The sequence below is a fragment of the Parvibaculum sp. genome (assembly GCF_049671045.1).
In the GTDB taxonomy this organism is placed as follows: Bacteria; Pseudomonadota; Alphaproteobacteria; order Parvibaculales; family Parvibaculaceae; genus Parvibaculum.
In genome coordinates this window covers 1-19,535 of the sequence record NZ_JBATUH010000076.1, presented here as the reverse complement: position 1 = coordinate 19,535, position 19,535 = coordinate 1, and the positions used below count along the sequence as shown (strand labels likewise).

28 protein-coding genes are annotated in these 19,535 nt (G+C 66.3%); all 28 read right to left on the bottom strand.

The window, feature by feature from the left end:
- Positions 1 to 329: 329 nt before the first annotated feature.
- Positions 330 to 815 carry an RT0821/Lpp0805 family surface protein gene (locus WBG82_RS09235; RefSeq protein ID WP_424424057.1) on the bottom strand — a complete coding sequence of 162 codons (486 nt, stop codon included), beginning with the start codon at positions 813 to 815 and terminating at the stop codon, positions 330 to 332.
- Positions 816 to 930: 115 nt separating this feature from the next.
- Complete coding sequence (locus WBG82_RS09230) at positions 931 to 2,325, bottom strand: ATP-binding protein (protein ID WP_424424055.1); 1,395 nt, start codon at positions 2,323 to 2,325, stop codon at positions 931 to 933.
- A complete protein-coding gene (locus WBG82_RS09225) occupies positions 2,315 to 2,986 on the bottom strand; it encodes a response regulator transcription factor (RefSeq protein ID WP_324298092.1) in 672 nt (223 codons plus the stop codon). The genes WBG82_RS09230 and WBG82_RS09225 overlap by 11 nt, the downstream gene beginning before the upstream one ends.
- Positions 2,987 to 2,989: 3 nt before the next feature.
- On the bottom strand, positions 2,990 to 3,367 hold the full coding sequence (locus WBG82_RS09220) for a PepSY domain-containing protein (protein WP_424424052.1): 378 nt from the start codon (positions 3,365 to 3,367) through the stop codon (positions 2,990 to 2,992).
- A 55-nt stretch (positions 3,368 to 3,422) separates the two neighbouring features.
- The gene (locus WBG82_RS09215; protein WP_424424049.1) at positions 3,423 to 4,094 is read right to left on the bottom strand and encodes a nitroreductase; all 672 of its coding nucleotides are present in this window, start codon (positions 4,092 to 4,094) and stop codon (positions 3,423 to 3,425) included.
- A gap of 62 nt (positions 4,095 to 4,156) precedes the next feature.
- Positions 4,157 to 5,194 (bottom strand): acyl-CoA dehydrogenase family protein, encoded by a 1,038-nt coding sequence (locus WBG82_RS09210; protein ID WP_424424047.1) that lies wholly within the window; start codon positions 5,192 to 5,194, stop codon positions 4,157 to 4,159.
- A gap of 13 nt (positions 5,195 to 5,207) precedes the next feature.
- Positions 5,208 to 6,359, bottom strand: a complete 1,152-nt coding sequence (locus WBG82_RS09205) for an acyl-CoA dehydrogenase family protein (protein WP_424424064.1) — start codon at positions 6,357 to 6,359, stop codon at positions 5,208 to 5,210.
- A 54-nt stretch (positions 6,360 to 6,413) separates the two neighbouring features.
- Positions 6,414 to 7,217, bottom strand: a complete 804-nt coding sequence (locus tag WBG82_RS09200; protein ID WP_424424044.1) for an SDR family NAD(P)-dependent oxidoreductase — start codon at positions 7,215 to 7,217, stop codon at positions 6,414 to 6,416.
- A gap of 128 nt (positions 7,218 to 7,345) precedes the next feature.
- Positions 7,346 to 7,471 (bottom strand): hypothetical protein, encoded by a 126-nt coding sequence (locus WBG82_RS09195; protein WP_424424042.1) that lies wholly within the window; start codon positions 7,469 to 7,471, stop codon positions 7,346 to 7,348.
- A gap of 213 nt (positions 7,472 to 7,684) precedes the next feature.
- On the bottom strand, positions 7,685 to 7,864 hold the full coding sequence (locus tag WBG82_RS09190; protein ID WP_424424040.1) for a hypothetical protein: 180 nt from the start codon (positions 7,862 to 7,864) through the stop codon (positions 7,685 to 7,687).
- Between the two features lie 99 nt (positions 7,865 to 7,963).
- Entirely contained in the window at positions 7,964 to 8,389 is a 426-nt protein-coding gene (locus WBG82_RS09185) for a hypothetical protein (protein WP_424424038.1), read from the bottom strand.
- A gap of 93 nt (positions 8,390 to 8,482) precedes the next feature.
- Entirely contained in the window at positions 8,483 to 9,193 is a 711-nt protein-coding gene (locus tag WBG82_RS09180) for a DUF2793 domain-containing protein (protein WP_424424035.1), read from the bottom strand.
- The gene (locus WBG82_RS09175) at positions 9,186 to 13,112 is read right to left on the bottom strand and encodes a baseplate multidomain protein megatron (RefSeq protein ID WP_424424033.1); all 3,927 of its coding nucleotides are present in this window, start codon (positions 13,110 to 13,112) and stop codon (positions 9,186 to 9,188) included. Before WBG82_RS09175 ends, WBG82_RS09180 begins: the two co-directional genes overlap by 8 nt.
- A gap of 41 nt (positions 13,113 to 13,153) precedes the next feature.
- Positions 13,154 to 13,591 carry an NlpC/P60 family protein gene (locus tag WBG82_RS09170; RefSeq protein ID WP_424424030.1) on the bottom strand — a complete coding sequence of 146 codons (438 nt, stop codon included), beginning with the start codon at positions 13,589 to 13,591 and terminating at the stop codon, positions 13,154 to 13,156.
- 1 nt (position 13,592) lies between these two features.
- Positions 13,593 to 14,474: a DUF2163 domain-containing protein gene (locus WBG82_RS09165; protein ID WP_424424027.1), complete on the bottom strand. Its 882-nt coding sequence runs from the start codon at positions 14,472 to 14,474 to the stop codon at positions 13,593 to 13,595.
- Positions 14,475 to 14,500: 26 nt separating this feature from the next.
- Positions 14,501 to 15,139 carry a phage distal tail protein, Rcc01695 family gene (locus WBG82_RS09160; RefSeq protein WP_424424025.1) on the bottom strand — a complete coding sequence of 213 codons (639 nt, stop codon included), beginning with the start codon at positions 15,137 to 15,139 and terminating at the stop codon, positions 14,501 to 14,503.
- The gene (locus tag WBG82_RS09155; protein WP_424424023.1) at positions 15,139 to 15,777 is read right to left on the bottom strand and encodes a phage tail tape measure protein; all 639 of its coding nucleotides are present in this window, start codon (positions 15,775 to 15,777) and stop codon (positions 15,139 to 15,141) included. Before WBG82_RS09155 ends, WBG82_RS09160 begins: the two co-directional genes overlap by 1 nt.
- Complete coding sequence (locus WBG82_RS09150; RefSeq protein WP_424424020.1) at positions 15,774 to 15,923, bottom strand: hypothetical protein; 150 nt, start codon at positions 15,921 to 15,923, stop codon at positions 15,774 to 15,776. Before WBG82_RS09150 ends, WBG82_RS09155 begins: the two co-directional genes overlap by 4 nt.
- A 16-nt stretch (positions 15,924 to 15,939) precedes the next feature.
- Entirely contained in the window at positions 15,940 to 16,143 is a 204-nt protein-coding gene (locus WBG82_RS09145) for a hypothetical protein (protein ID WP_424424018.1), read from the bottom strand.
- The gene (locus WBG82_RS09140) at positions 16,140 to 16,508 is read right to left on the bottom strand and encodes a hypothetical protein (protein ID WP_424424015.1); all 369 of its coding nucleotides are present in this window, start codon (positions 16,506 to 16,508) and stop codon (positions 16,140 to 16,142) included. The genes WBG82_RS09145 and WBG82_RS09140 overlap by 4 nt, the downstream gene beginning before the upstream one ends.
- An 11-nt stretch (positions 16,509 to 16,519) precedes the next feature.
- Positions 16,520 to 16,711, bottom strand: a complete 192-nt coding sequence (locus WBG82_RS09135; RefSeq protein WP_424424013.1) for a rcc01693 family protein — start codon at positions 16,709 to 16,711, stop codon at positions 16,520 to 16,522.
- 113 nt (positions 16,712 to 16,824) lie between these two features.
- Positions 16,825 to 17,142: a gene transfer agent family protein gene (locus tag WBG82_RS09130; protein ID WP_424424011.1), complete on the bottom strand. Its 318-nt coding sequence runs from the start codon at positions 17,140 to 17,142 to the stop codon at positions 16,825 to 16,827.
- A gap of 8 nt (positions 17,143 to 17,150) precedes the next feature.
- The gene (locus WBG82_RS09125; protein WP_424424009.1) at positions 17,151 to 17,564 is read right to left on the bottom strand and encodes a phage major tail protein, TP901-1 family; all 414 of its coding nucleotides are present in this window, start codon (positions 17,562 to 17,564) and stop codon (positions 17,151 to 17,153) included.
- A gap of 9 nt (positions 17,565 to 17,573) precedes the next feature.
- Positions 17,574 to 17,984 carry a DUF3168 domain-containing protein gene (locus WBG82_RS09120; RefSeq protein WP_424424061.1) on the bottom strand — a complete coding sequence of 137 codons (411 nt, stop codon included), beginning with the start codon at positions 17,982 to 17,984 and terminating at the stop codon, positions 17,574 to 17,576.
- A gap of 2 nt (positions 17,985 to 17,986) precedes the next feature.
- On the bottom strand, positions 17,987 to 18,310 hold the full coding sequence (locus WBG82_RS09115; RefSeq protein ID WP_424424006.1) for a phage head closure protein: 324 nt from the start codon (positions 18,308 to 18,310) through the stop codon (positions 17,987 to 17,989).
- On the bottom strand, positions 18,307 to 18,876 hold the full coding sequence (locus WBG82_RS09110) for a head-tail connector protein (RefSeq protein WP_424424004.1): 570 nt from the start codon (positions 18,874 to 18,876) through the stop codon (positions 18,307 to 18,309). The genes WBG82_RS09115 and WBG82_RS09110 overlap by 4 nt, the downstream gene beginning before the upstream one ends.
- A gap of 80 nt (positions 18,877 to 18,956) precedes the next feature.
- On the bottom strand, positions 18,957 to 19,388 hold the full coding sequence (locus tag WBG82_RS09105; RefSeq protein WP_424424002.1) for a hypothetical protein: 432 nt from the start codon (positions 19,386 to 19,388) through the stop codon (positions 18,957 to 18,959).
- 10 nt (positions 19,389 to 19,398) lie between these two features.
- On the bottom strand, positions 19,399 to 19,535 hold a 137-nt coding region (locus tag WBG82_RS09100), incomplete at its 5' end, for a phage major capsid protein (RefSeq protein ID WP_424424059.1).

Below are 19,535 nucleotides of genomic sequence, written 5' to 3'. Positions count from 1 at the left end.
TCCTGGGTTCAACCATTGAAAGGAGGTGATCTGATGTCTAACGGTTTGATGACACCGTTTGCCATCGCCAGCATTTCGATCGCGACAGAGGATCGTAACGCGAGCGCGGTGAGGTCGGACACTCCTGGAGACTTCATCGCCTGACGACGATCGTCGTCACCCGGCGAAATCCGCTCGGGTAACGCGACAAATGCGCCAAGAGCGACAAACGGAGCGGCCCTGTAAACGATGAACATAACGGGCCGCGTCGCAGCCGTTCCGAACTGGCCGCCGTACTCCAGATTGGTGTACGGCGGCCTTTTCAATTTTCGGCACGCCCCGGCTGCCAATCAGCCGTTCTGGATCTGCCAGCTGCCGTCCGGCTGGCGGCAGGCGGTGCCGAAAGCCTGCTGGGCGCGTCCGCCGATATAGACCGTCTGCTGATATTCGCGGCAATAGCCCGCGCTCGTCCGGTAACTGCGGCCGGGCTCGACATAGCCGTAATTGCCGCTATCCGGATTGCGCCATTCCGTCCGCGCGCCACTCTCGAAGGAGCGGTAGGACGCCTGCGAGAGATATTGCTGGTCGGCGCGGTCGAGACTCTGGCCGATGCTGTTGCCGACGAGCGCGCCGAGCAGCACGCCCGCACCCGTCGCCCAGAGGCGGCCCGTGCCGCCGCCGATCGCCTGACCGGCAAGGCCGCCTATGACGGCGCCGCCCACCGTACCCATGGTTTGCTTCGGCCCGTAGCCGCCATATCCGCCGTAACCGTTCTGTGCGCAGCCAGCGAGTATGGCGGCGAGAGCGGCAGCCAGCGCGATGCGAGAGATTTTCATGGGATACCCCGAAATCGATCGTTAAAACCGGAGCTGATCCTGACAGGCGGCGCTTGAGCAGTCGCTGAACGCTGCATTCATCCTGCGTTCAGATTGCCGCCGCCGCCCGCCTCCCCTACTCGCTCGCCGCCGGCAGAACGAGTTCGGCGCGAAGGCCGCCAAGCGCCGCATCGGCGAGATGGAGTTCGCCGCCATAAAGCTCCGCGATCTCGGTCACGATGGAAAGGCCAAGGCCGGAGCCGGGTTTCGTTTCGTCGAGCCTGCCGCCGCGGCGGAGCGCGGTCTTGCGCTTTTCCTCCGGCACGCCTGGCCCGTCATCCTCCACCGTCACCATGAAGACGGCGCGGCCCTTGCGCGGCGCGGCCAGCGGCCGGGCCTTGAGTTCCACGCGCCCGGCCGCCCATTTGCAGGCATTGTCGAGCAGGTTTCCGGCCATCTCCTCCAGGTCTTGCGCCTCACCGCGAAAGCCGAGGTCTTCCGGACATTCGACGGCGATGGAGATGCCCCGCTCGGCATAGATGCGTTCGAGCGTGCGCGCGAGCCGGGCGAGCGTCGGCGCGACGGGTGTGTGCGCGCCGAAGACATTGGCCGATGCCGCCATGCGGGCGCGCGCAAGGTGGTGGTCGATCTGTTCGCGCATATTCGCGGCGAGTTTCACGGCCTGCTCGCCGAACCCGTCAGGATGGGCGCGCGCTTCATTGGTCAGGACGCTCAGCGGCGTTTTCAGCGCATGGGCGAGATTACCCACATGCATGCGCGCGCGCTCCAGCACCTCGCGATTGCTTTCGAGGAGCGAGTTGATCTCGTCGGCAAGCGGCTCGATCTCGCTCGGAAACTGCCCATCGAGCCTCGTCGCCTTGCCGGACCTGATCTGCGCGAGCGCGCGGCGTACGCCTTCGAGCGGCCGCAGGCCGAAGCGCACCTGAATGAGAAGCGCGATCAGGATGCCGGCGCCGAGCCCGACCATCGCCATGAAGACCGTGCTGTTGAAGCTCTGGATATCGGCTTCCATTTCCGCCTTGTCGCCGGCGACGGCGAAGGAAACGGGCACGTCATAGCCCGGCAGCATCACGCGGCGCTCGACGACGCGCAGCGACTGGTTTTCGGGGCCCGTCGCATCGAAATAGCGCGCGCCGGAGACATCGCGCCGCGAGTCCTTGCCTTCGGCGAGGTCGATCGACTGGTCGAAGAGCGAGCGCGAACGCAGGGCAAGGCGCTGCGCGAGCGGCGCGATCTGCCAGTACCAGCCCGAATAGGCGAAATCGAAGCGTGTTTCGTTGAGGTCGCGCGAGCGGACGATCTGGTGCTGATCGTTCACCTCGGTCGTGGCGATGAGGCTTCCGAGCAGCACCTCCAGCCGCGCGTCGAAGGAACGCTCGACCGTATTGCGGAAAAGCGAGGAAAGGATGATGCCGCCCGCAAGCAGCACGACCGAGCTCCACAGCGCCGCGCCCGCCACCAATCGAAAGGCGAGACTGTCGGTGCGGAGGTGAAGGCTTCTAGGCAGCATCTTCCGGGGCGGCGAGCCGGTAGCCGAGCCCCCTCACCGTTTCGATCATGTCCTTGCCGAGCTTGCGGCGGAGCCGGCCGACAAAGACCTCGATGGTATTGGAGTCGCGGTCGAAATCCTGATCGTAGAGATGCTCCACGAGTTCGGTGCGCGAGATGATGCGGCCCTGATGGTGGATCAAATATTCGAGCAGCCGGTATTCGAGCGAAGTGAGCTTGACCGCCGTGCCGTTGACCGTGACGCGCGAGGTCCGCGTGTCCACCCGCAAGGGGCCGCATTCGAATTCGCTCGTCGCATGGCCGCTCGCCCGGCGCAGCAGCGCCCTGAGGCGCGCCAGCACCTCTTCCATGAAGAAGGGCTTGGCCACGTAGTCGTCGGCCCCGGCATCGAAGCCCGCCACCTTGTCCGACCAGCGGTCGCGCGCGGTGAGGATCAGCACTGGCATGTTGCGGCCCGCCCGGCGCCACTTCTCGAGCACGGTGACGCCGTCCATCTCGGGCAGGCCCAGATCGAGGATCACCGCGTCATACGGCTCCGTATCGCCGAGAAAGTGCCCCTCCTCGCCGTCCATGGCCTTGTCGACGACATATCCCGCCTCGGTGAGCGCGGTCACGAGCTGGCGATTGAGGTCCGGGTCGTCCTCGACGACGAGCAGTCTCATGCCTCAGCGTCCTCCCTGGCGATAGCCCAATATTTCACCCGTTGCCGCATCCGCCGAGACGATAGCGACGCTGCCGTCGGCGGTCATCAACTTGATGAGATAGACCGGGCGGCCTCCGCCGTCCACCAGTTGCGCGTCGAGAAGACGGCCGGGATGGCGCTGATGCACCTTGGCCAGCACCTTGCCGAGCGGCAGGATCTTGCCCTGGCGCACGCCTTCCCGCGCCGCATTCTGGTCGGTGCGCATGTCGGAATTCCGCAGCGGCCGGCCGATATAGGAGCGCTCCTGCGACCAGGGGGCCGCATGGACGGGCTCCGCCCCCGCCATCAAGGCGAGGATCGCAGAGAATGCCAGTGCGGCCGATGCGAGCGTCCTTTTCATGCCCCCGGTTCTAGCTTCCCCAGACTGAACCTTCGATGAATGGAAGCGAGCGGCTTCAGAAGCCCGAAAAGCTCGCCCACTCCTCCATCGGCGCGCGGTCGGTGCGCAGCTTGTTGATCGGCGCCGCCTCGTCCATATAGCCGAGCCCCATGCCGCAGAAGAGCATGAGTTCCGGCGGCATGCTCACGAATTCCGCCACCGTCTTGTGCCAGATGGCCCAGGCTTCCTGGGGGCAGGTGTGCAGCCCCTGCTCGCGTGCCGCCAGCATCACCGACTGCGCGAACATGCCGAGATCGGACCACTGGTCGATCCCCATCTGGCGGTCGATGGCGAAGAAGATGGCGACCGGCGCATCGAAGAAGCGGAAATTGCGCGCGAACTGCTTGAGGCGGCCGGCCTTGTCCTCGCGCGCCACGCCGATCGTCGCATACATGTCCTCGCCGCATTTGAAGCGCCGCGACCTGTAGGGCTCCGTCAGGTTCTTGGGATAGATGTCGTATTCGGTGCCCTCGCCGAAAGGCATCGTCTTCTGCTTCTCGGCGATGATCGCGAGAAATTCCTTCAGCCGCTCGCCCGTCAGCACATAGACGTGCCAGGGCTGAAGATTGCCGCCGGACGGCGCCCATTTTGCCACATCGAGAATGGCGCGCACGGTCGCCTCGGGCACCGGCTTGTCGAGAAAGGCCCGGCAGGTGATGCGTGTCTTCAGGGCTTCCGTAACGTTCAAGATCGTAACTCCATTCTGAATAGAAACTTCGCGGGGCCGTCCCGTGGCCGGGCTGGCTGCCGTCACCTCGCGGTCACATAGGGCCAGAGGGCGTCCGCCCCGCGCGCGATCGTCTCGCGGCCGAGCCAGTCTGCCCATTCGGCGCCCGATCCGAACTCGGCCCGCCACGACCAGAGGCGGCGCGTCGCGAAGTGAAGCCCGTGCTCATATGTGAAGCCGATCGCGCCATGCACCTGATGCGCGATGGAGGTCGCGATCGAGGTCGCATCATCGGCGCGCGTTTTCGCCACCGCAATTTCAAAGGCCGCCGCATCGCCCGACGTCACCTTGTCGGCGCGCTGCGCTGCATGGGCCGATGCGATGCCGACCGCGGCCGACTGCGTGGACAGCACGGCAAGCTGTTGCTGGATCGCCTGGAACTTGCCGATCGGCTTGCCGAACTGCGTGCGCTCATTGGCATATTGCACCGACTGGCGCGTCAGATAGTCGAGCGCGCCCGCCATCTGCGTCGCGCGCATCAGCGCCCCGTAGAGACGCAGGGCATTGCCGGGCAGGCCGGCCCAGGCGGTATCGACGACGATATTGTCGAAGACGAGCGTGTCGCGCGGCTCGCGCGCGACATTCTGATCCTTTTCGAGCCGCGCATATTCGAGCGGCGCGAGCACCGCCTCGACGCCCCATCCGCTTTCGACGAGGGTCACGGCATGGCTCGCATTGCGCCCCCAGGGCACGCGCTTCGCCGTGCCGGTCAGCCGGCCGCCATTCAGCTTGAAATCGCCTTCCATCACCGTGACGATGCCTTCGGGCATGGTGATGCCGGCGCGTCCGAGCACGAAGCCCGCGAGGATCGCTTCGGCGAGCGGTACGGGCGCGGCATGCGCGCCCGCGGCCTTGATGACGACATGCGCATCGCTCCATGTCGCGCCGGCGCCTTCCTGCGCTTCCGGCAGGAGAATGCGCGTCATGCCGTTTTCGACCAGCGCATTCCATAGCGCCTCCGGCCAGCCGCCCTCCTCCGCGCCCTGGATCGCCTGCTTCGTCGAGTGATCGTCAAGAAGCTTCGTCACACTCGCATCGAGGATCGTCTGCATCTCGTTCATCTTGTCTCTCCTCTCAGCGAAGACCGAGGCCGCGGGCGATGATCCCGCGCAGAATTTCGCGCGTTCCGCCGCGCAGCGAGAAGGAGGGCACGGTCTGGGTGAGATAGCCGAGCACCTGCTCGAAGTCACTGCCCGATCCGATCGTCGGCTCCATCCCGAGAATCTCGTGTGCCTTGACCGGCATGTCCTGCTCGAAGCCGGTGCCGAGATCCTTCACCACCGAGGCTTCGAGCGCCGGGTTCTCGCCCTTGTCGAGCATGCCCGCGACAGAGAGCGACATCTGCCGCAGCGTCACGAGCTCCGCAACGAGGCGGCCGATTTCCCGCGCGCCGTCGGTTCCGCCGCGCTTCTGCAGCTCACGGATCATCTCGACGAGAAGGATGAAGCTCGAAAGATAGCGCTCCGGCCCCGATCGCTCGAAGGCAAGCTCGGCATTCACCTGCGCCCAGCCGGAACCTTCCGAGCCGACGAGCATGCCCTCCGGCACAAAGGCGTCCTCGAACACGACCTCGTTGAAATGCGCGTTGCCCGCGAGGTCCTTGATCGGACGGATGGTGATGCCGTCCGTGTTCTTCAGATCGACGAGGAACTGCGTAAGGCCCGCATGTTTGTTGTTCGGATCCTGGCTCGTGCGGAAAAGCGCGATCATGTAATGCGCCTTGTGCGCGTTCGAGGTCCAGAGCTTTGTGCCGTTGACCTTGTATCCGCCATCAACCTTTTCGGCGCGCGTTCGCGTGGCCGCGAGATCGGAGCCCGAATCCGGTTCCGACATTCCGATGCAGAAGAAGCATTCGCCGCGCGCGACTTTCGGCAGGATGAGCTGGCGCTGTTCTTCCGTGCCGAAATTGAGGAGCAGCGGCCCGGACTGCCGGTCGCCGATCCAGTGCCCGCCAACGGGCGCGCCGGCCGCGAGCATTTCCTCCAGCACGACGTAACGGTCGAAGGCGGAACGCTCATGCCCACCATAGCGTTTCGGCCAGCGCATGCCGATCCAGCCGCGCTCCCCCATCTTCCGGCTGAAGTCGGCGTCGAAACCCATCCATGTCTGCGCGCGCGTCACGGCGGGTACGTGCCGCAACTCATTGTCGAGAAACGCGCGAACCTCCTCGCGGAGACCCTTCGTTTCCTCCGGCAGTTCGCACAGGTCAAAGCGGAACGTCTGCATCGTCATTTCCGTTCAAAAGCTGCAACTCAAAAACCAGTATGCCGTGTCGTCAATTCAGATCGCCAGCGCCGTCGTGCCGCCATCGATGCGGAGATTGAGCGCGGTGAGCGCGCCGGCGCGCGGCGATGCGACGAAAGCGACAAGATCGGCGACCTCCGCCGGAGTCGTCACTCGCCCGGTCAGATTGTTCATGAAGGTCTTCAGCACATGGGGCTCGACTTCTTCCCATGTCGTGCCCCAGCCCTTCTCATAGCCTTGCGCGAGAAAGCGCTCCTCCACTTCCTTCGTGCGGATGAGACCGGGGCTTACAATGTTCACGGTGATGCCGGTGTTGGCAAGTTCCTTCGCGAGGCTCACAGTCATGGTGGCGAGCGCGCCCTTCGCCGCATAATAATGCGGCATGCGCGCGGCGGGCTCCGTCGAGCCGATCGTGCCGAGCATGATGATGCGGCCCCAGCCGCGCTCCTTCATGGCGCCGATGGCGAGGCGCGCCATGCGCACGGCCGAGAGCACGTTCTTCTCATAGGCGTCGATCCAGCCCGGCGTTTCCGTGCGCGACCATGAGCCCGCTTCGGCGATACCGTAATTGTTGACAAGAATGTCGATGACGCCCGCCGCCCGCACGGCTGCCTCATATGCCGCCTTCGCCCCCTCGTCCGTGGTGATGTCGCCCGCCACGGCGAACGCGTCGCCGCCCGCCTCACGAATATCGGCAGCGACGGTTTCGGCCTCGCCGTCCGCCATGCCATGCGCGACCACGCGCGCGCCTTCGCTTGCCAGCCGCTCGGCGATGACCCGGCCCGTGCCGCGATGCGAGCCGGTCACCAGAGCGGTCTTGCCTGTGAGTTGAAGATCCATCGCCTCCCCCGGATTTGCCGTCGAGCCCTTCGGGCCCCGCATATTTGGCGTGAAGTCGGCGCAGCGGCAAGCACCGGGAATACCCGGTCATGCAAAAGGCGATGCGAAAATGCAGATCGGACGAGACGTCAGAATTCCGCTGCGGCAACGGGCGCAGGCACCCGGTCGCCCAGCAGGTTCGGGAAGGCGCGGCCGGTATAGACGCCGGCGGCGAAGACAACGACGGTCGCCACGAGAATGCCGAGGATTCTCATCCATGGCAGCCTGCGACGGGGCTCACTGAAGATCATCCGGCGGGAGCCGAACATTCTGCGCGAGGAAAAAAGTCTGCCGCCAGCCATGGACCCTCATGCCCGCCAGGATGTACCGCATACGGCACGCGGTCCGTCCGCGTTCAGGGTCGTTATAGAACTTCGGGGAGATGGCGTCACCCCTCCAACAGCCGTTCACGCAGCGGAGGGCGACATTCAGAAGCCTGCGACCGCGACCTGTGCCGCCGGCGCCGTCGGACCGAAAGTGAAGAGGTCGGGATAGGCGCTGCCTGTATAGACGCCTACGGAAAATACGACCGCGCCCATGCCTGCAAGGCCGAGCAGGATGGCGAAGGGGCGCCTTGACCGGCGCTGGTAAAAAATCTTCCGCTGCATCGAGGTCGACCGGAAGCAGGACATGGATACCAAAACGCTATCGCCTCTTCGTTGACGAATTGATAACGCGCTGCCCCGCCCGCACGCCGCGGCAGGGCCTCAATCCGCTGCATAAAAGAAGCGCTGCCCGATAAGGGCGCGAGGCTCTGCATCTCTGGCCCAGCAGGGCCAGTCGTCATGGGCATGGAACTTCGTCGCGCCCCGCGTCGGGTCCTCGATGTCGCCAGCGAGGATGAGGCAGACCAGCGCCAGCGAGCGGCAGAATTCCGCGTCGGCGAAATCGGCATCGATGCGGTTGCCACATGCGAGGGCAATTCCCGGCGCAGAGGCGGCACTCCCCTCGCCCCGACCACGCGCAGCACGCGCATTGACGAGCATCCAGGCGAAGGCGATCCGCCCCTCCTCGCAGTCGCCCGCCGTCTCGCGGCGCAGCCTCCGCGCAAGGAGAAGCATTTCGGCGAGGTCGGGCGGGTCGGCGCGTGCGCAATTCTTCGCCCGTGAAGGGCGGCTCGTCGTCTCATGCATGGGATTTCCGCTGTGCCTGGGTATTTGTTCCTATTTTGTTCTTGCTGGCCCGATTGTCAAGCACGACGCCCCTGCTTGCCGGCCCTCCTCCCTTCACTCGTCGGGACCGGTCAGGGCGATGTAGTGAATGGCAAGGCGAACCCGGCCGCCTGTGAAGGCCCCGCCCACGGAAGAAATCTTCAGCGGCGTCGCCGCCCAATAGGTGACCGGCGTGCCCGAAGGGCCGATGACAGTCGATCCCTCGGCAACGCCGATACCATTCCCGTAGCGCGTAGCATCGGCAGCGACGCCGAGGTTCCACGAGGTCGCGCCGGTGACTGCGGTCAGTACGCGTCCCGTGATGCCGAGCACGATCGCGCATTCGGGTATGGCAAGGCCCGTGTCGTTCGTCGTGCCCGCCGTCAACGCATGTTCGCCCTCGACGACGCCGAACTCGGTTGCCGCACCGTGCGGGCTTTTCGCCGTGGCGTTCTCCTTCCGCCAGCCCGCGCCGTCGTGAAGCACGAGATCTCCGGTTCCCTCGTCATGGGCGCGCCAGCCCGCCTGTGGCGCGAAGAACTGCCACGCTCCATCCGTGAAGGCGGCGACCTTGCGGTCCGCGCCTGTCCAGAGGCCGGTCGCGCCGGGCCCGACGATGTAGCGGTCGCCTTCGCCGGGGCTTGCGGGCGGAGCCGTCAGCGTCCTGCCCTTCACCGAAAGATGCACCAGCGCGTCAAGCGCGCGCAGCGCCTCGTTCACCGTCACATGCTTCTGCGCTTGCGCGGACTCCAGGTAGGGCAGTTTCAGATGGGTGGTCTCAGACATGAAGCGTCGCCTCTCTCATCGTGCCGCGCCCGAAGCTGCGGCTGATCTGCGCGACCCTCACATCGAGCGTCGCAATATTCGTCGTTCCGAAATCCGCCTGCTGCATGGCCGCGGAATAGATCGCCGTCGCCGTGAAGCTGCCAAGCGTTCTGATGGCGATTCCAGCCTTCATGATGTCCACTTCATAGCGTTCCTCCTCCTCGCCGAGCGGCACGTCCACGCCTTCCCAGCTATCGCCGCCGATCCGTGTACGCCTTATCCATGAGATCGAGATGGAGCCGTCGGCGAGCCTTCGTCCTCTCGGATGAACGGGCGAAAGCGGCCGCAGTCCGACGCCGCTGAAGCTCCGCGTCTCGCGCCTGTAGCTTTCATCGTCTATCGGCTTCGATGCCGGACCATAGGCCCAGATGCGCGCGAGCCATCGCTCGGCATCGCTCATGTCAAGCTCGGCAATGGCCCCGTCGAGCAAAACGAAACGCGCTCCCTCCGCCAGCGGCCGGCGCATCGCCGCTTCCGTTCCGGCCTGTCCGCGCAAAAGCCCCGTCAATTCGTAGCTGTCCGGCGCAACGAGCGTCGCATCGAGGAACTGGATCACCTCGAACTCGCCCTCCGGCGTTTCGAGAGCGGCGGCATTGGCGCCCGCGAGCACGGCCGCCTCGCTCGCCGAGCTGAGCGTGCCCGACGATAGCGTGACGGAGAGCCTCTGGCTCCGGTCCCAGCGCCCTGTCACGCCCGGACCGAAAGCCGATGCCGTCCTTCCGAGCGTCGCGGGCTTCGTCACCACCCTGTTGAAGGCGAAGCCCGTGCCCGTCGCGCTTTTGTGAAAGGCGACGGCGCCCGGCCAGGGTTCCGCCGCCACGGCGACGCGCGGCGCATGCGGCGTTTCCGTTCCCGCGAGCAAGGGCAAGTCGAGAAAGACGGCGAGCGGCGCGCCGTGGCTCTCCGGGCTCGCGGGGCGATAGTTTCGCAGCGGCGCGGTCGACGGGCCGAAAAGGCTCGCCTCGGAGGCGACCGCCCTCGCCTCGCGCCAGCCGGCATCGGTAAGCGCCGTCAGCCGATAGCGCGCGCGCCGCTCCGGCAGAACCAGTTCCACCACATCGCCCGGATCGAGCGCCAGCCTGCTCGGCGGCAGTTTGAGCGCCGCGCTCTCGCGTTCGACCCAGGCCTGCTGCAACCATATATCCGCGACGCCCTGAGCATCTTCGTGCGTCATCACGATCGGCAGCGCCGCGGCGGCAACGCGCTGGCTTGCGACCGACAGGCGCCGCGCCTCGACCGCCGCCTGCCGGTAGTCGAGGCCGCCATCGATGAAAGTGAGCTTCGCCGAGAGCGGCAGTTCGGTCTCCTGCCCGCGCTTGAGCTCATAGCCCTGCGCGGCGCTCGTCTCCTCGACCGCGAGTTCAGCGGGCGTCAGCGTCAGCGAAGGCCAGGCGCCGAGGTGCCGGAAGCGGACCTTGCCTTCCGCTTCCGCCGCATCGAAAAAGCGCGCCAGCATGAGCGGCTCCAGCGCCTGCCGCGGCGACATGATCCGATCGATGGCGAAGCCCTGCACGATGCCCGAGAGTTCGGAGACATCGAAATCGGTGAAGCCCACATCGCCCATGATCGCCGCGACGAGATCGCCAAGCGGCACCGCGCCCACCCTGCCATTGAGCCAGTGGCCGCGCTGCCAGTTGGCGCCGTCCGCCCAGATGTCGGTACGATCGGGAAAGGCGGGAAAGGGCCGCGCATCCCAGGTCCAGAAGAAGATGTCCTCGGGCGCGATCATGCGCTTGCCATAGACGGCCGAGAGCGGGTTGTGCGCGCCGCCCTTGCCCCAATGGCTCATCATCGCCTCCAAGAAGCGGCGCTGAATGAAATCGTCGCGCGTGCCGCGCGAGAAATGCGGCGCCGCGCTTTCGGACGATTTCGCATCGAAGAAGACGTTGGGTTCGTTCGTCCCCTTGTCGATGGCGGGGCAGCCCGCTTCGGTGAAAACGATGGGCTTGCTCTCGGGCACCCATGCCGTCGGCGCCGCGCTCTCGACACCGCCGGGCCTGTCGTGATGCGCGTTCGCCCACCAGCCCCGCAGATCCTTCGCGCGATAGACCCATGGCTTGCCATGGGCGCCATCTGTTATGGGCGAGCGGCGCTGCGCCGCGCGGTCCGCATCGCTCGCATAGTACCAGTCGAAATTCTCGCCCGCGCCGAAGCGCGACGTCAGATAGTCGAGGTCGTAGATCGAGGATGCGATCCGGCCGTCGAGATGGTCACCCGAAGAGCGCCAGTCGGTGAGCGGCGGGTAGTAGTCGATGCCGACGAAATCGACATTGGGGTCGGCCCAGAGCGGATCGAGATGGAAGAACACATCGCCCGATCCGTCCTGCGGCTGATGGCCGAAATATTCCGACCAGTCTGCTGCGTATGAAATCTTCGTTGCCGGACCGAGAATTGTCCGCACATCGGCGGCGAGCGCCTTCAGCGCCGCGACGGCCGGATAGGTCGAGGCGGCGCTGCGGATTTGCGTGAGGCCCCTCAGTTCCGAGCCGATGAGGAACATGTCGACGCCGCCCGCCGCGACGCAAAGATGCGCGTAATGAAGCACCATCCGGCGATAGGACCATTCCGCGGGGCCCGAATAGGCGACGCCCTCGCCGAGCCGCGTGAAATGGCCGGGCGCGGCCGTGCCGAAGAAACCTGCGACCTGGCTTGCGGCTGCGCTCGTCTTGTCCGCGCTGCCGGGCCGGCCCGCCGCCGGCGCGCAGGTGATGCGGCCGCGCCAGGGATAGGCCGGCTGGCCTGCCCCACCCGTATAGGGATCGGGGAGCGCGTTCCCCGCCGGAATATCCATCATGATGAAGGGGTAGAAGACGGTTCGCAAACCGCGCGCCTTGAGATCGCGGATGGCGCGAATGACCGAGCGGTCGGATGGCGTGCCGCCAAAGGCGGGCCGCCCCTCGACCGAGCTCACCACCGCCGCGTCCGTGCGCGAAACTCCCGAGACGTTCCATTGCGCGGGCACGGTGATCTTCCAGCCCGTCTCGACCTTTGGCTTCACCGTGCAATGTCCGCAGCGCAGATCGTCGCCAAACCAGGATACGACGAGCGATGCACTCGCGACATTCGGACAGGCCGCTTGCAGCTCGTCCATCGCAGTCACGAAATCGGCGGTGCCCGCATTTCCATGCGCGTTCGCCGCGCGGCTCGACACTTCGCTCAGGATCTCGCGCACGGTCTCCGTGTCGTACACGAATTCGCCCGCGCCGGGGATGATGGTCACGGCCCGGATCGACGCTTCCACATCGCTCAGCGAGCGAAACACCTCGAATGAGAGCTGCGGCACGCGGTTGCCGAAGGGCGAGAGGTCAAGCTCCTCGAAAACGACATAGGCAAGCCCGCGATAGGCCGGCGCCTCGCCTTCCACCGCCTCCATGAGCGCGTCCGGTGCCTGCGTCTCCTCGCCCTTGTGCAGCCGCCAGTTGACATCGGCGAGCGATAGCGGCTTGCCATCCGCCCAGACGCGGCCGATCCGCGTCACCGGGCCTTCGCAAAGTCCGATGGCGAAGGATGCGCTGTAGCTGTATTCGGTGGCGCTCGCGCCACCGCCACCGCCCTTGCCGCCTCCAGCCTCTCGTCTGGAGACATGCTCCCTGAACTTCGTCGCCCAGATGATTTGGCCCGAAAGCCGCGCGCGGCCATAGAGACGCGGTATCGGCGCCCCCTCGGTCGAGGCCATCACATGCAGGTCGGAAAGCCGCGGCCCTTCGGCGTTTGCGAGCGTGGGGCCGAATAGCGCCTGATCGACATAATTGCCGATCCCCGCGCCGATGGCGCTGCCGAGCGCCGCGCCGCTCACCGTCGCGCCGAGAATGTTCAGGCCCGCGGGCAGAAGCGCGCTGCCGAGCGCCGCGCCCGCAGTGGATAGAATGAGTGTCGCCATGTTCGCTTTCGTTTTCCGCCGTCGCGCTGCGCCGGCCGGGGTCAGTCCATCACGCGGGGAAAGCGGAACGCATAGGCAAGCCGCGCCCGCCACCAGGAACCAATTGTGGTTTCGACGACGGCGCGGCCGGAATAGGCATGCACCATGCGTTCCGCCGCGACGAGAATGGCGGCGTGTTTCGCCGGTCCCCGCGCCCGCATGCGGAAAAGCACGACATCGCCTTCTCGCGCTTCATCGGCGGCGATCTCGGTCATGTGTCTGCGCGCCGCATCCGCCATCGTCTCGTCGCAAGCGCCGGGCGCCTCGGCCCAGTCGGGCGTATAGGCAGGCGGCGCTTCCGGTTCCTCGCCATAGAGATCGCGCCAGACGCCGCGCACAAGGCCGAGGCAGTCGGTGCCCGCGCCCCTCGCGCTCGCCTGATGCCGGTACGGCGTGCCGATCCAGTCGCGCGCCGCGCGGACGATCTCCGCTCGCGTCATTTCAGTTCCGCCTGCCGCCGTCATTTGCGCCTCCGGCCGATGGATAGGACATGACGAAATCGTTTCCCGGCATGTGCGGGAAGCCGCGAAAGCGGATGGCGTTCGAGAATTTCACCCGGCAGGTGGCGAACTGCTTGTCACATCCGGCCATGATCTCGAACGTGTCGCCCGCCGCCACGCCGCGCGTCATGGGCTGCCACAGCTCGATGAGCGCGCCGCCCGGTTCCGGCGCATGCAGCTTCACCTCCATGAGCGCGTCCTTGTTGGCGCCGCTCGTGAAGCGGAGCCGCCCGCGCTCGAACCAGCCTTCGGCAAATCCCGCAAGTCCATCCACCGTGAGAATACGATCGTCGGCCGACGAGATGACGACGCCGCTCGCCGTCAGCCCGCCGGGGTCGAGGCCGCAGCGCCCGTCGCCGAGATCGGCATCGCATCCATATTGATAGATCCTCCCGACCGGCTGGTTCAGCCGGTGCGCCAGGCCGCGCAGCTCCGCCGCAAAGCCCGTCGCGCCCCGCGTCACCTGGCCGAGATTCCCCTTTCGCATCAGCACGCGCTGATCGGTGTCCCGCCAGTTGACGCGCCAGACCTCGACCTCCGCGTCGTCATAGAGGCCGGCGGCGAGATCGCCGTCATTGAGCCGTTCCGAGGAGAGAGCGCCTAGCACATCGAGATTATCGACGGCTAGCCCTGCGCTCGTCTCGATGGCGCTTGCCGTCAGGCCCCCTGCCGCTTCGAAGGTCACGCCGCCGAATGCGAGATCGCCATCGTGATCGGTAAAGCCCATGACGGTGCCGTCACGCCGGACGAGTTTCCAGCAATGGCAAAGCGTCGTCACGCCGCTTGCGAGATGGGCCGCAAGAGCTAGCGAGAGCATTTTCATGATTGCACCTTTGTCCCCGCCGCGCTTCAGGTCCTGATCTCGATCACCGGAATGGCCGGCACCGAGCCCGCCTCGAAGGCGGCAAGATTGATCTCGAGAAAATCCGTGTCGAAGCGCACCGGCACGTCGAACTCATAACCCGCCGTCACAGCCGCGCCTGAAGCCGGTATCGCGCCGCCGGAAAAGGTCACGATTCCCGTCGCCGCATCGAGCGCGAAATCCGCGCCCTCCATCTTTTCCGCGCCATCGACCGCCACGCGCAGCGTGCCTGCAACCGGCTTCCTGATCGCTCGCTCGAAGCTCGCCCCACCTGAGCTGTAAGTCTTCGCCAGTTGAAATGCCGCGCGGGCGCCGTCACCCGTTCCGATCCGCTGATCGAGCGGCGAAATCGCGCCGCCCGGCGCGCAGGATTTCCAGTCCGCACGGTCCTTCCACCGGAAGCCGTGAAGCCTCCCGCGCCGCGCCTCGAAGAATTCGATCAGCATGTGGAGATCGTCGAGGGTTCGCACGCCGGTTCCCGCGTTGTATCGCCTGCGCGAGCCCGCCCAGGGGCTGTTGCGTTCCTCCGCGCCGGAGCCGAGTGTCACGATTTCCGTGCGGCGCTCGGGACCTCCGGTCGAACCGAATGAGATCGCCAGCGGAAAACGAACTTCGTGAAATGCCATCAGAGGTTCCTCGCGCCGCGCGCCGCCACGCGATTGAGCATCGCGGCGATTTGCGTTTCCGAACGGCGGAAGCTTTCGGCATCGCTCGCCGTCACGTTGAAGTGGATTTGCACCGGCTGCTGCGCCCCTGCCGCCGCCACGCCGAGCCGCCCGTCGCTTCCGCGTTGCAGCGGCAAGATGGCCTCGGCGCCCGCCTCGCCCGCGAGCCCCGCTCCGCTCCGAAGCGGAAAGAGCAAGGGGCTCGAGATGACGCCGCCCTTGGCGAAGGGTTTCACCTGGCCGCCCGCGAACACGTTGCCGTTGGCGCTGGCGACGAGCGAGCCGAGCGCGCCTGAGAGCGAGCTGCCCAGCGATCCGGCTATCGAGTTCACGGCGCCCTTCAGGACGAGAGCCGAAAGATCGAGCGCCAGTTTCCGAAGCGTGTCCGAAAGCGAGCGGCCTTTCAGCGCCACGCTGTCGAACGCGCTTCCCAGCGCCGTTCCGAAGTCGCGCCCGCCGTCCGCCGCCCGCCGGTATTGCTCGGTCACGGCGGCGAGTGTGCGCGTGGTCTCGATGCCGAAACTCGCCGTCGCGCTCGTGGCCTCCTGAAGCGCGCGCGCGAGCGCCGCGGCATCGCCCGTCGTCATCTGTTCGTTCATCGGCTTCCTTCCTGTCTGCATGCGGCGCGCACACCGTCGCGCAATGTCGCGTAGTCGGCGAGAAAGCGGCCGGTCATGGATGCCGGCCCGAGCCGGTCGAGTTCGTCCGCCACCGCGGCCTGTTCGGCCGGCGTGTAGCCCCGCAAGGGAATGCAGCCCGGCTCAGAAACTCCCGTCGCGCAGCCTGCGAGCGACATCAGACTGATCGCGAGGCCCCATGGACATCGCTTCCTCGATTGCATTGCGCACCTCCATCTGACGCCGGAGCCTCGCGGCCTCGGCGCGATCGCCCGCCCAGAGAAACGCCGTCATGGCCGATGCGAATTGCGCGGCGAGTGCCACGATTTTTTCGAGCAGCCCGATCATGACGGCCTTTCCGTCCCGCTCGTGTGAAGGCGCGCCTCGATCATTCGCGCCAGATGCGCGCCATCGAGGCCCAGCGCCTTGATCGCCTGCGGTACATGCGCGAGCGCGTAATTCGCGGCCGAGGCGACAAGTTCGCTTCGGACCGCGACCGCGCCCCGTTCAGCTCCCGCCGCGTTGAGCCGCGCAATGGCGAAGGCAATCCCCATGCCGAGCGCCTTGTCGAGGATCTGCCCGAGCTCGCCGTCGCGCTTAGCCTTGAGGAAGGCGCAGGCCTTCGCCGCCATCACCGATGCGAGCGCCGTCAGCACCGCAAGGGCAAATTCATTCACCAGCGGCTGCAATGCCGTAAGATCGATCGTATACATATGAAGTCCTCTCAATCGGGAAAGCGGCGCGTAAGCGCCTCGAGTTCGGCACGGCGGATCGCAGAGACTTGCACCTGGGCAAGCCCCGCGCCTCGCGCGGCCGCGGCGAGTTCGGCGAGTGTCATGCGCCAGAAATCCTGCGGGGCGAGGCGGAGGCGGCCGAGGCCGATTTCCATCGCCTGCTCCCATGGAAATTTCTTCATCGCGCTCAAAAAACTGTATTGAAGATCCGTCAAACCCTGATCGTCATGGCCCGGTTCATTCGGACCATCCACGTCCTCGCAGCCGCGCTGAGGTACGAGTTCCCGGACGCTTTCTATGTTTCGCCGCCGCTGAATGTCGCGGTGAGAAGATCGGCGACGATGGCGACGTAGCCGGCCGCGCCGCCTTCGCAGCTCATCCCTGCCACCTCCTCATCACTCACCTCCTGACCCGCGCCGCGAAGTCCGGCGCCGATCACGCGGATCGCGTCCCGCGCCGAAATGCGCCCCGTCTCGAAGCGGCTTGCGAGCGCCAGCATATCCTCGCCGCCAAAGGCATGTTCGAGTTCGGCGAGCGCGCCGAGCGTGAGCACGAGCGTCCGCTTCTCGCCGCCGAGAACGGCCTCGATTTCGCCCCTTTGCCTATTCGCCATGTCTGCCCTCACATCGCGGTGAAGCTGAGCTGGCCTGCGGATTCCAGCGACAGGTCGAAAGTCATCTCGCCATCGTGCTCGCCCGCAAATTCGAGCGCCGTGATCTGAAATGGGCCCGCCACCGTACCGAAATCGGGAATGACGACCTGCCAGACCCTGATCGCGCCATCGAAGAAGATCTGCCTCACGCTCGCATCCGACGCCTGATCGCGAAAAATGCCGCGTCCCGTGATGCTCGCCGAGCGCACGCCCGCGCCTTCGAGCAGTTCGCGCCAGCGCCCGCTCGAATCCGCATTCGTCACGTCGACGCTGCGCGCGTTGAAGGCGAGAGCGCGCGAGCGCAGTCCCGCCACGGTCACGAAACTTCCCGTCCCGCTTGCATCGAGCTTCACGAGCAGGTCCTTGCCCTTTTGTACCGCCATGATTTGCTCCTAGATCGGTTCTGTGACGGCGCGAAAGCGGATGACGCCGCGCCATGTGGTTCCATCCGGTTCGCGCCGCGTTTCGGCTTCGGCGAAGCGGAGATTGATGAGACTTTGCCCCTCCGGCGTCAGCGGCGCGTCATGCAGCGCCGCATGGAGCGCGCCGAGGATCGCCTTCGCCTCGCTTCGCCCGCCCGCGCGCGACCAGACATTGAGCGCCAGCCGGTGCTCCGCGCCGCAAGTGTCGCCCGTGTCGAAAGCCTTTACGAGCGCATCGCCGATCGTCACATAGGGGAAGGCCGCCTCGCCCGGCACGCTGTCATAGATGCGTCCGTCAACGAGCGCGTTGAGCGCCGCGTCTCCGGCGAGATGGGCATAAATCGCGCGTTGCAGCGCGAGATCGGCATTCATCGTCGGCATCGTCACTTGCCCCTCTCCTCGCAATCGATGGCGAGCCAGCGCCGCCTGCCATCGGGGTCGAAGGCGCCCTTGATGTCGAGCACGCGGCCGCGCCATGTGAGGCGCATGTCGCTCTTTACGTCGCCGCGATGGCGGACGACGACGCGGAAGGGCTCGCGTGCCTCCAGCCGGTCGGCTTCCGCAAGCTCCGTTCCCTTGAACGAGATGACATCCGCCCAGACGGTCGCAACCTGCAACCAGGCAATCGTCCATCCGCCCGCGCCGTCGCCTGCGCGCTGCGGCGCCTCGATCGTCACGCGCTCACGCAATCTGCCGGGGCTCGTCACAGTTTCAGCCTCCGATAGGGCGCCACGAGCGCGGCGACGGTGAGCGGAATGTCGGCTGCCGAACTGCCGAAGGCGACTGGCCCTCGCGCCTCGAACCAATGCGCGACGAGCATCAATGTCGCCTGTCGCAAGGACTCAGGCACTTCGGCGCCCGTGCCATAGCCCGCCGTGAAGTCGATTTCGATGCCGCCGATCCCGGCTGCCGGCCGGGGGAGCCGCGCGTCACTCCGCGCGGCCATGCGTGGCGGCTCGGCGCCGAGGTCCATGTCGAAGAGCGTTGGATCGAGCGTCACCGTCCCCTCGCCCGCATCGACGTGAACCGCGTCCACCGCCGCGACCGGCGCAAGAGGCAGAGAGATGTCGCGGCCGGGCCACGCATCGAGGACGAGGCGCCAGCCCTGCGTGACGAAGGCGCGCCGTGTTTCGGCCTCGAGCGTTGAGCGCGCCGCCGTGATCAGCGCCGTCACCAGCGCGTTTTCCTCCACGCCGTCGAGGCGGAGAAAGCTGCGCGCCTCGGCGAGCGTCACCGGCTCCTCCGCCGGTCCGGCGATGAGCATGAGCGTCATGAGATCTCTTTCGTTGAGTGCTTGCGGGCCGGAAAGGAGCGCCGCCCCGGCATCTCGCCAGGGCGGCGTTCCCGTCGCCGTCAGGCGGCCGGTTTCACATGCGCGGCCGAGAGCACGGCGAGCGCCGCGACGGGCGTGCCGTTCGCATGGTTTCCCGTCAGCGCGATGGAGACGCGGCTGTAGCGCGCGTTCCCCACATAGCCGATGCGGTATTCCTTCTGCGCCTTCGCGGCCGCATCGACAGTGGCGAAGATGCCACCGGCCGACAAGGGCCCGCCCGTCACCGCCCTTGCGTCCGTCACCGGCGCCCAGTTGGTGCCGTCTTCGGAGGCTTCGAGCTTCGCCTCCATCTTCAGCGCGGTCGAGAGCGTGTCGCCCGAGGCTCCGAAGAGCACGATATGCTCCACCGCCTCGAAGCCCCTGCGATCGACCGGCGCGCCGGAACGCGCTGAAGCCGTCACTGCGGGATCGAGCGTCTGCACGGTCCTGATATTGTGGTGAATGTCGCGCATGGCTCCCTCCTCAGGCCGTTCCGAACTTCAGAAGCTTCAGCGCCTCGAAGTTCTGCACGCCGCCGCCCACGCGCTTCGTCGTATAGAAGAGCACATAGGGTTTGGCGCTGTAGGGATCGCGCAGCACGCGCACGCCGAGCCGGTCGA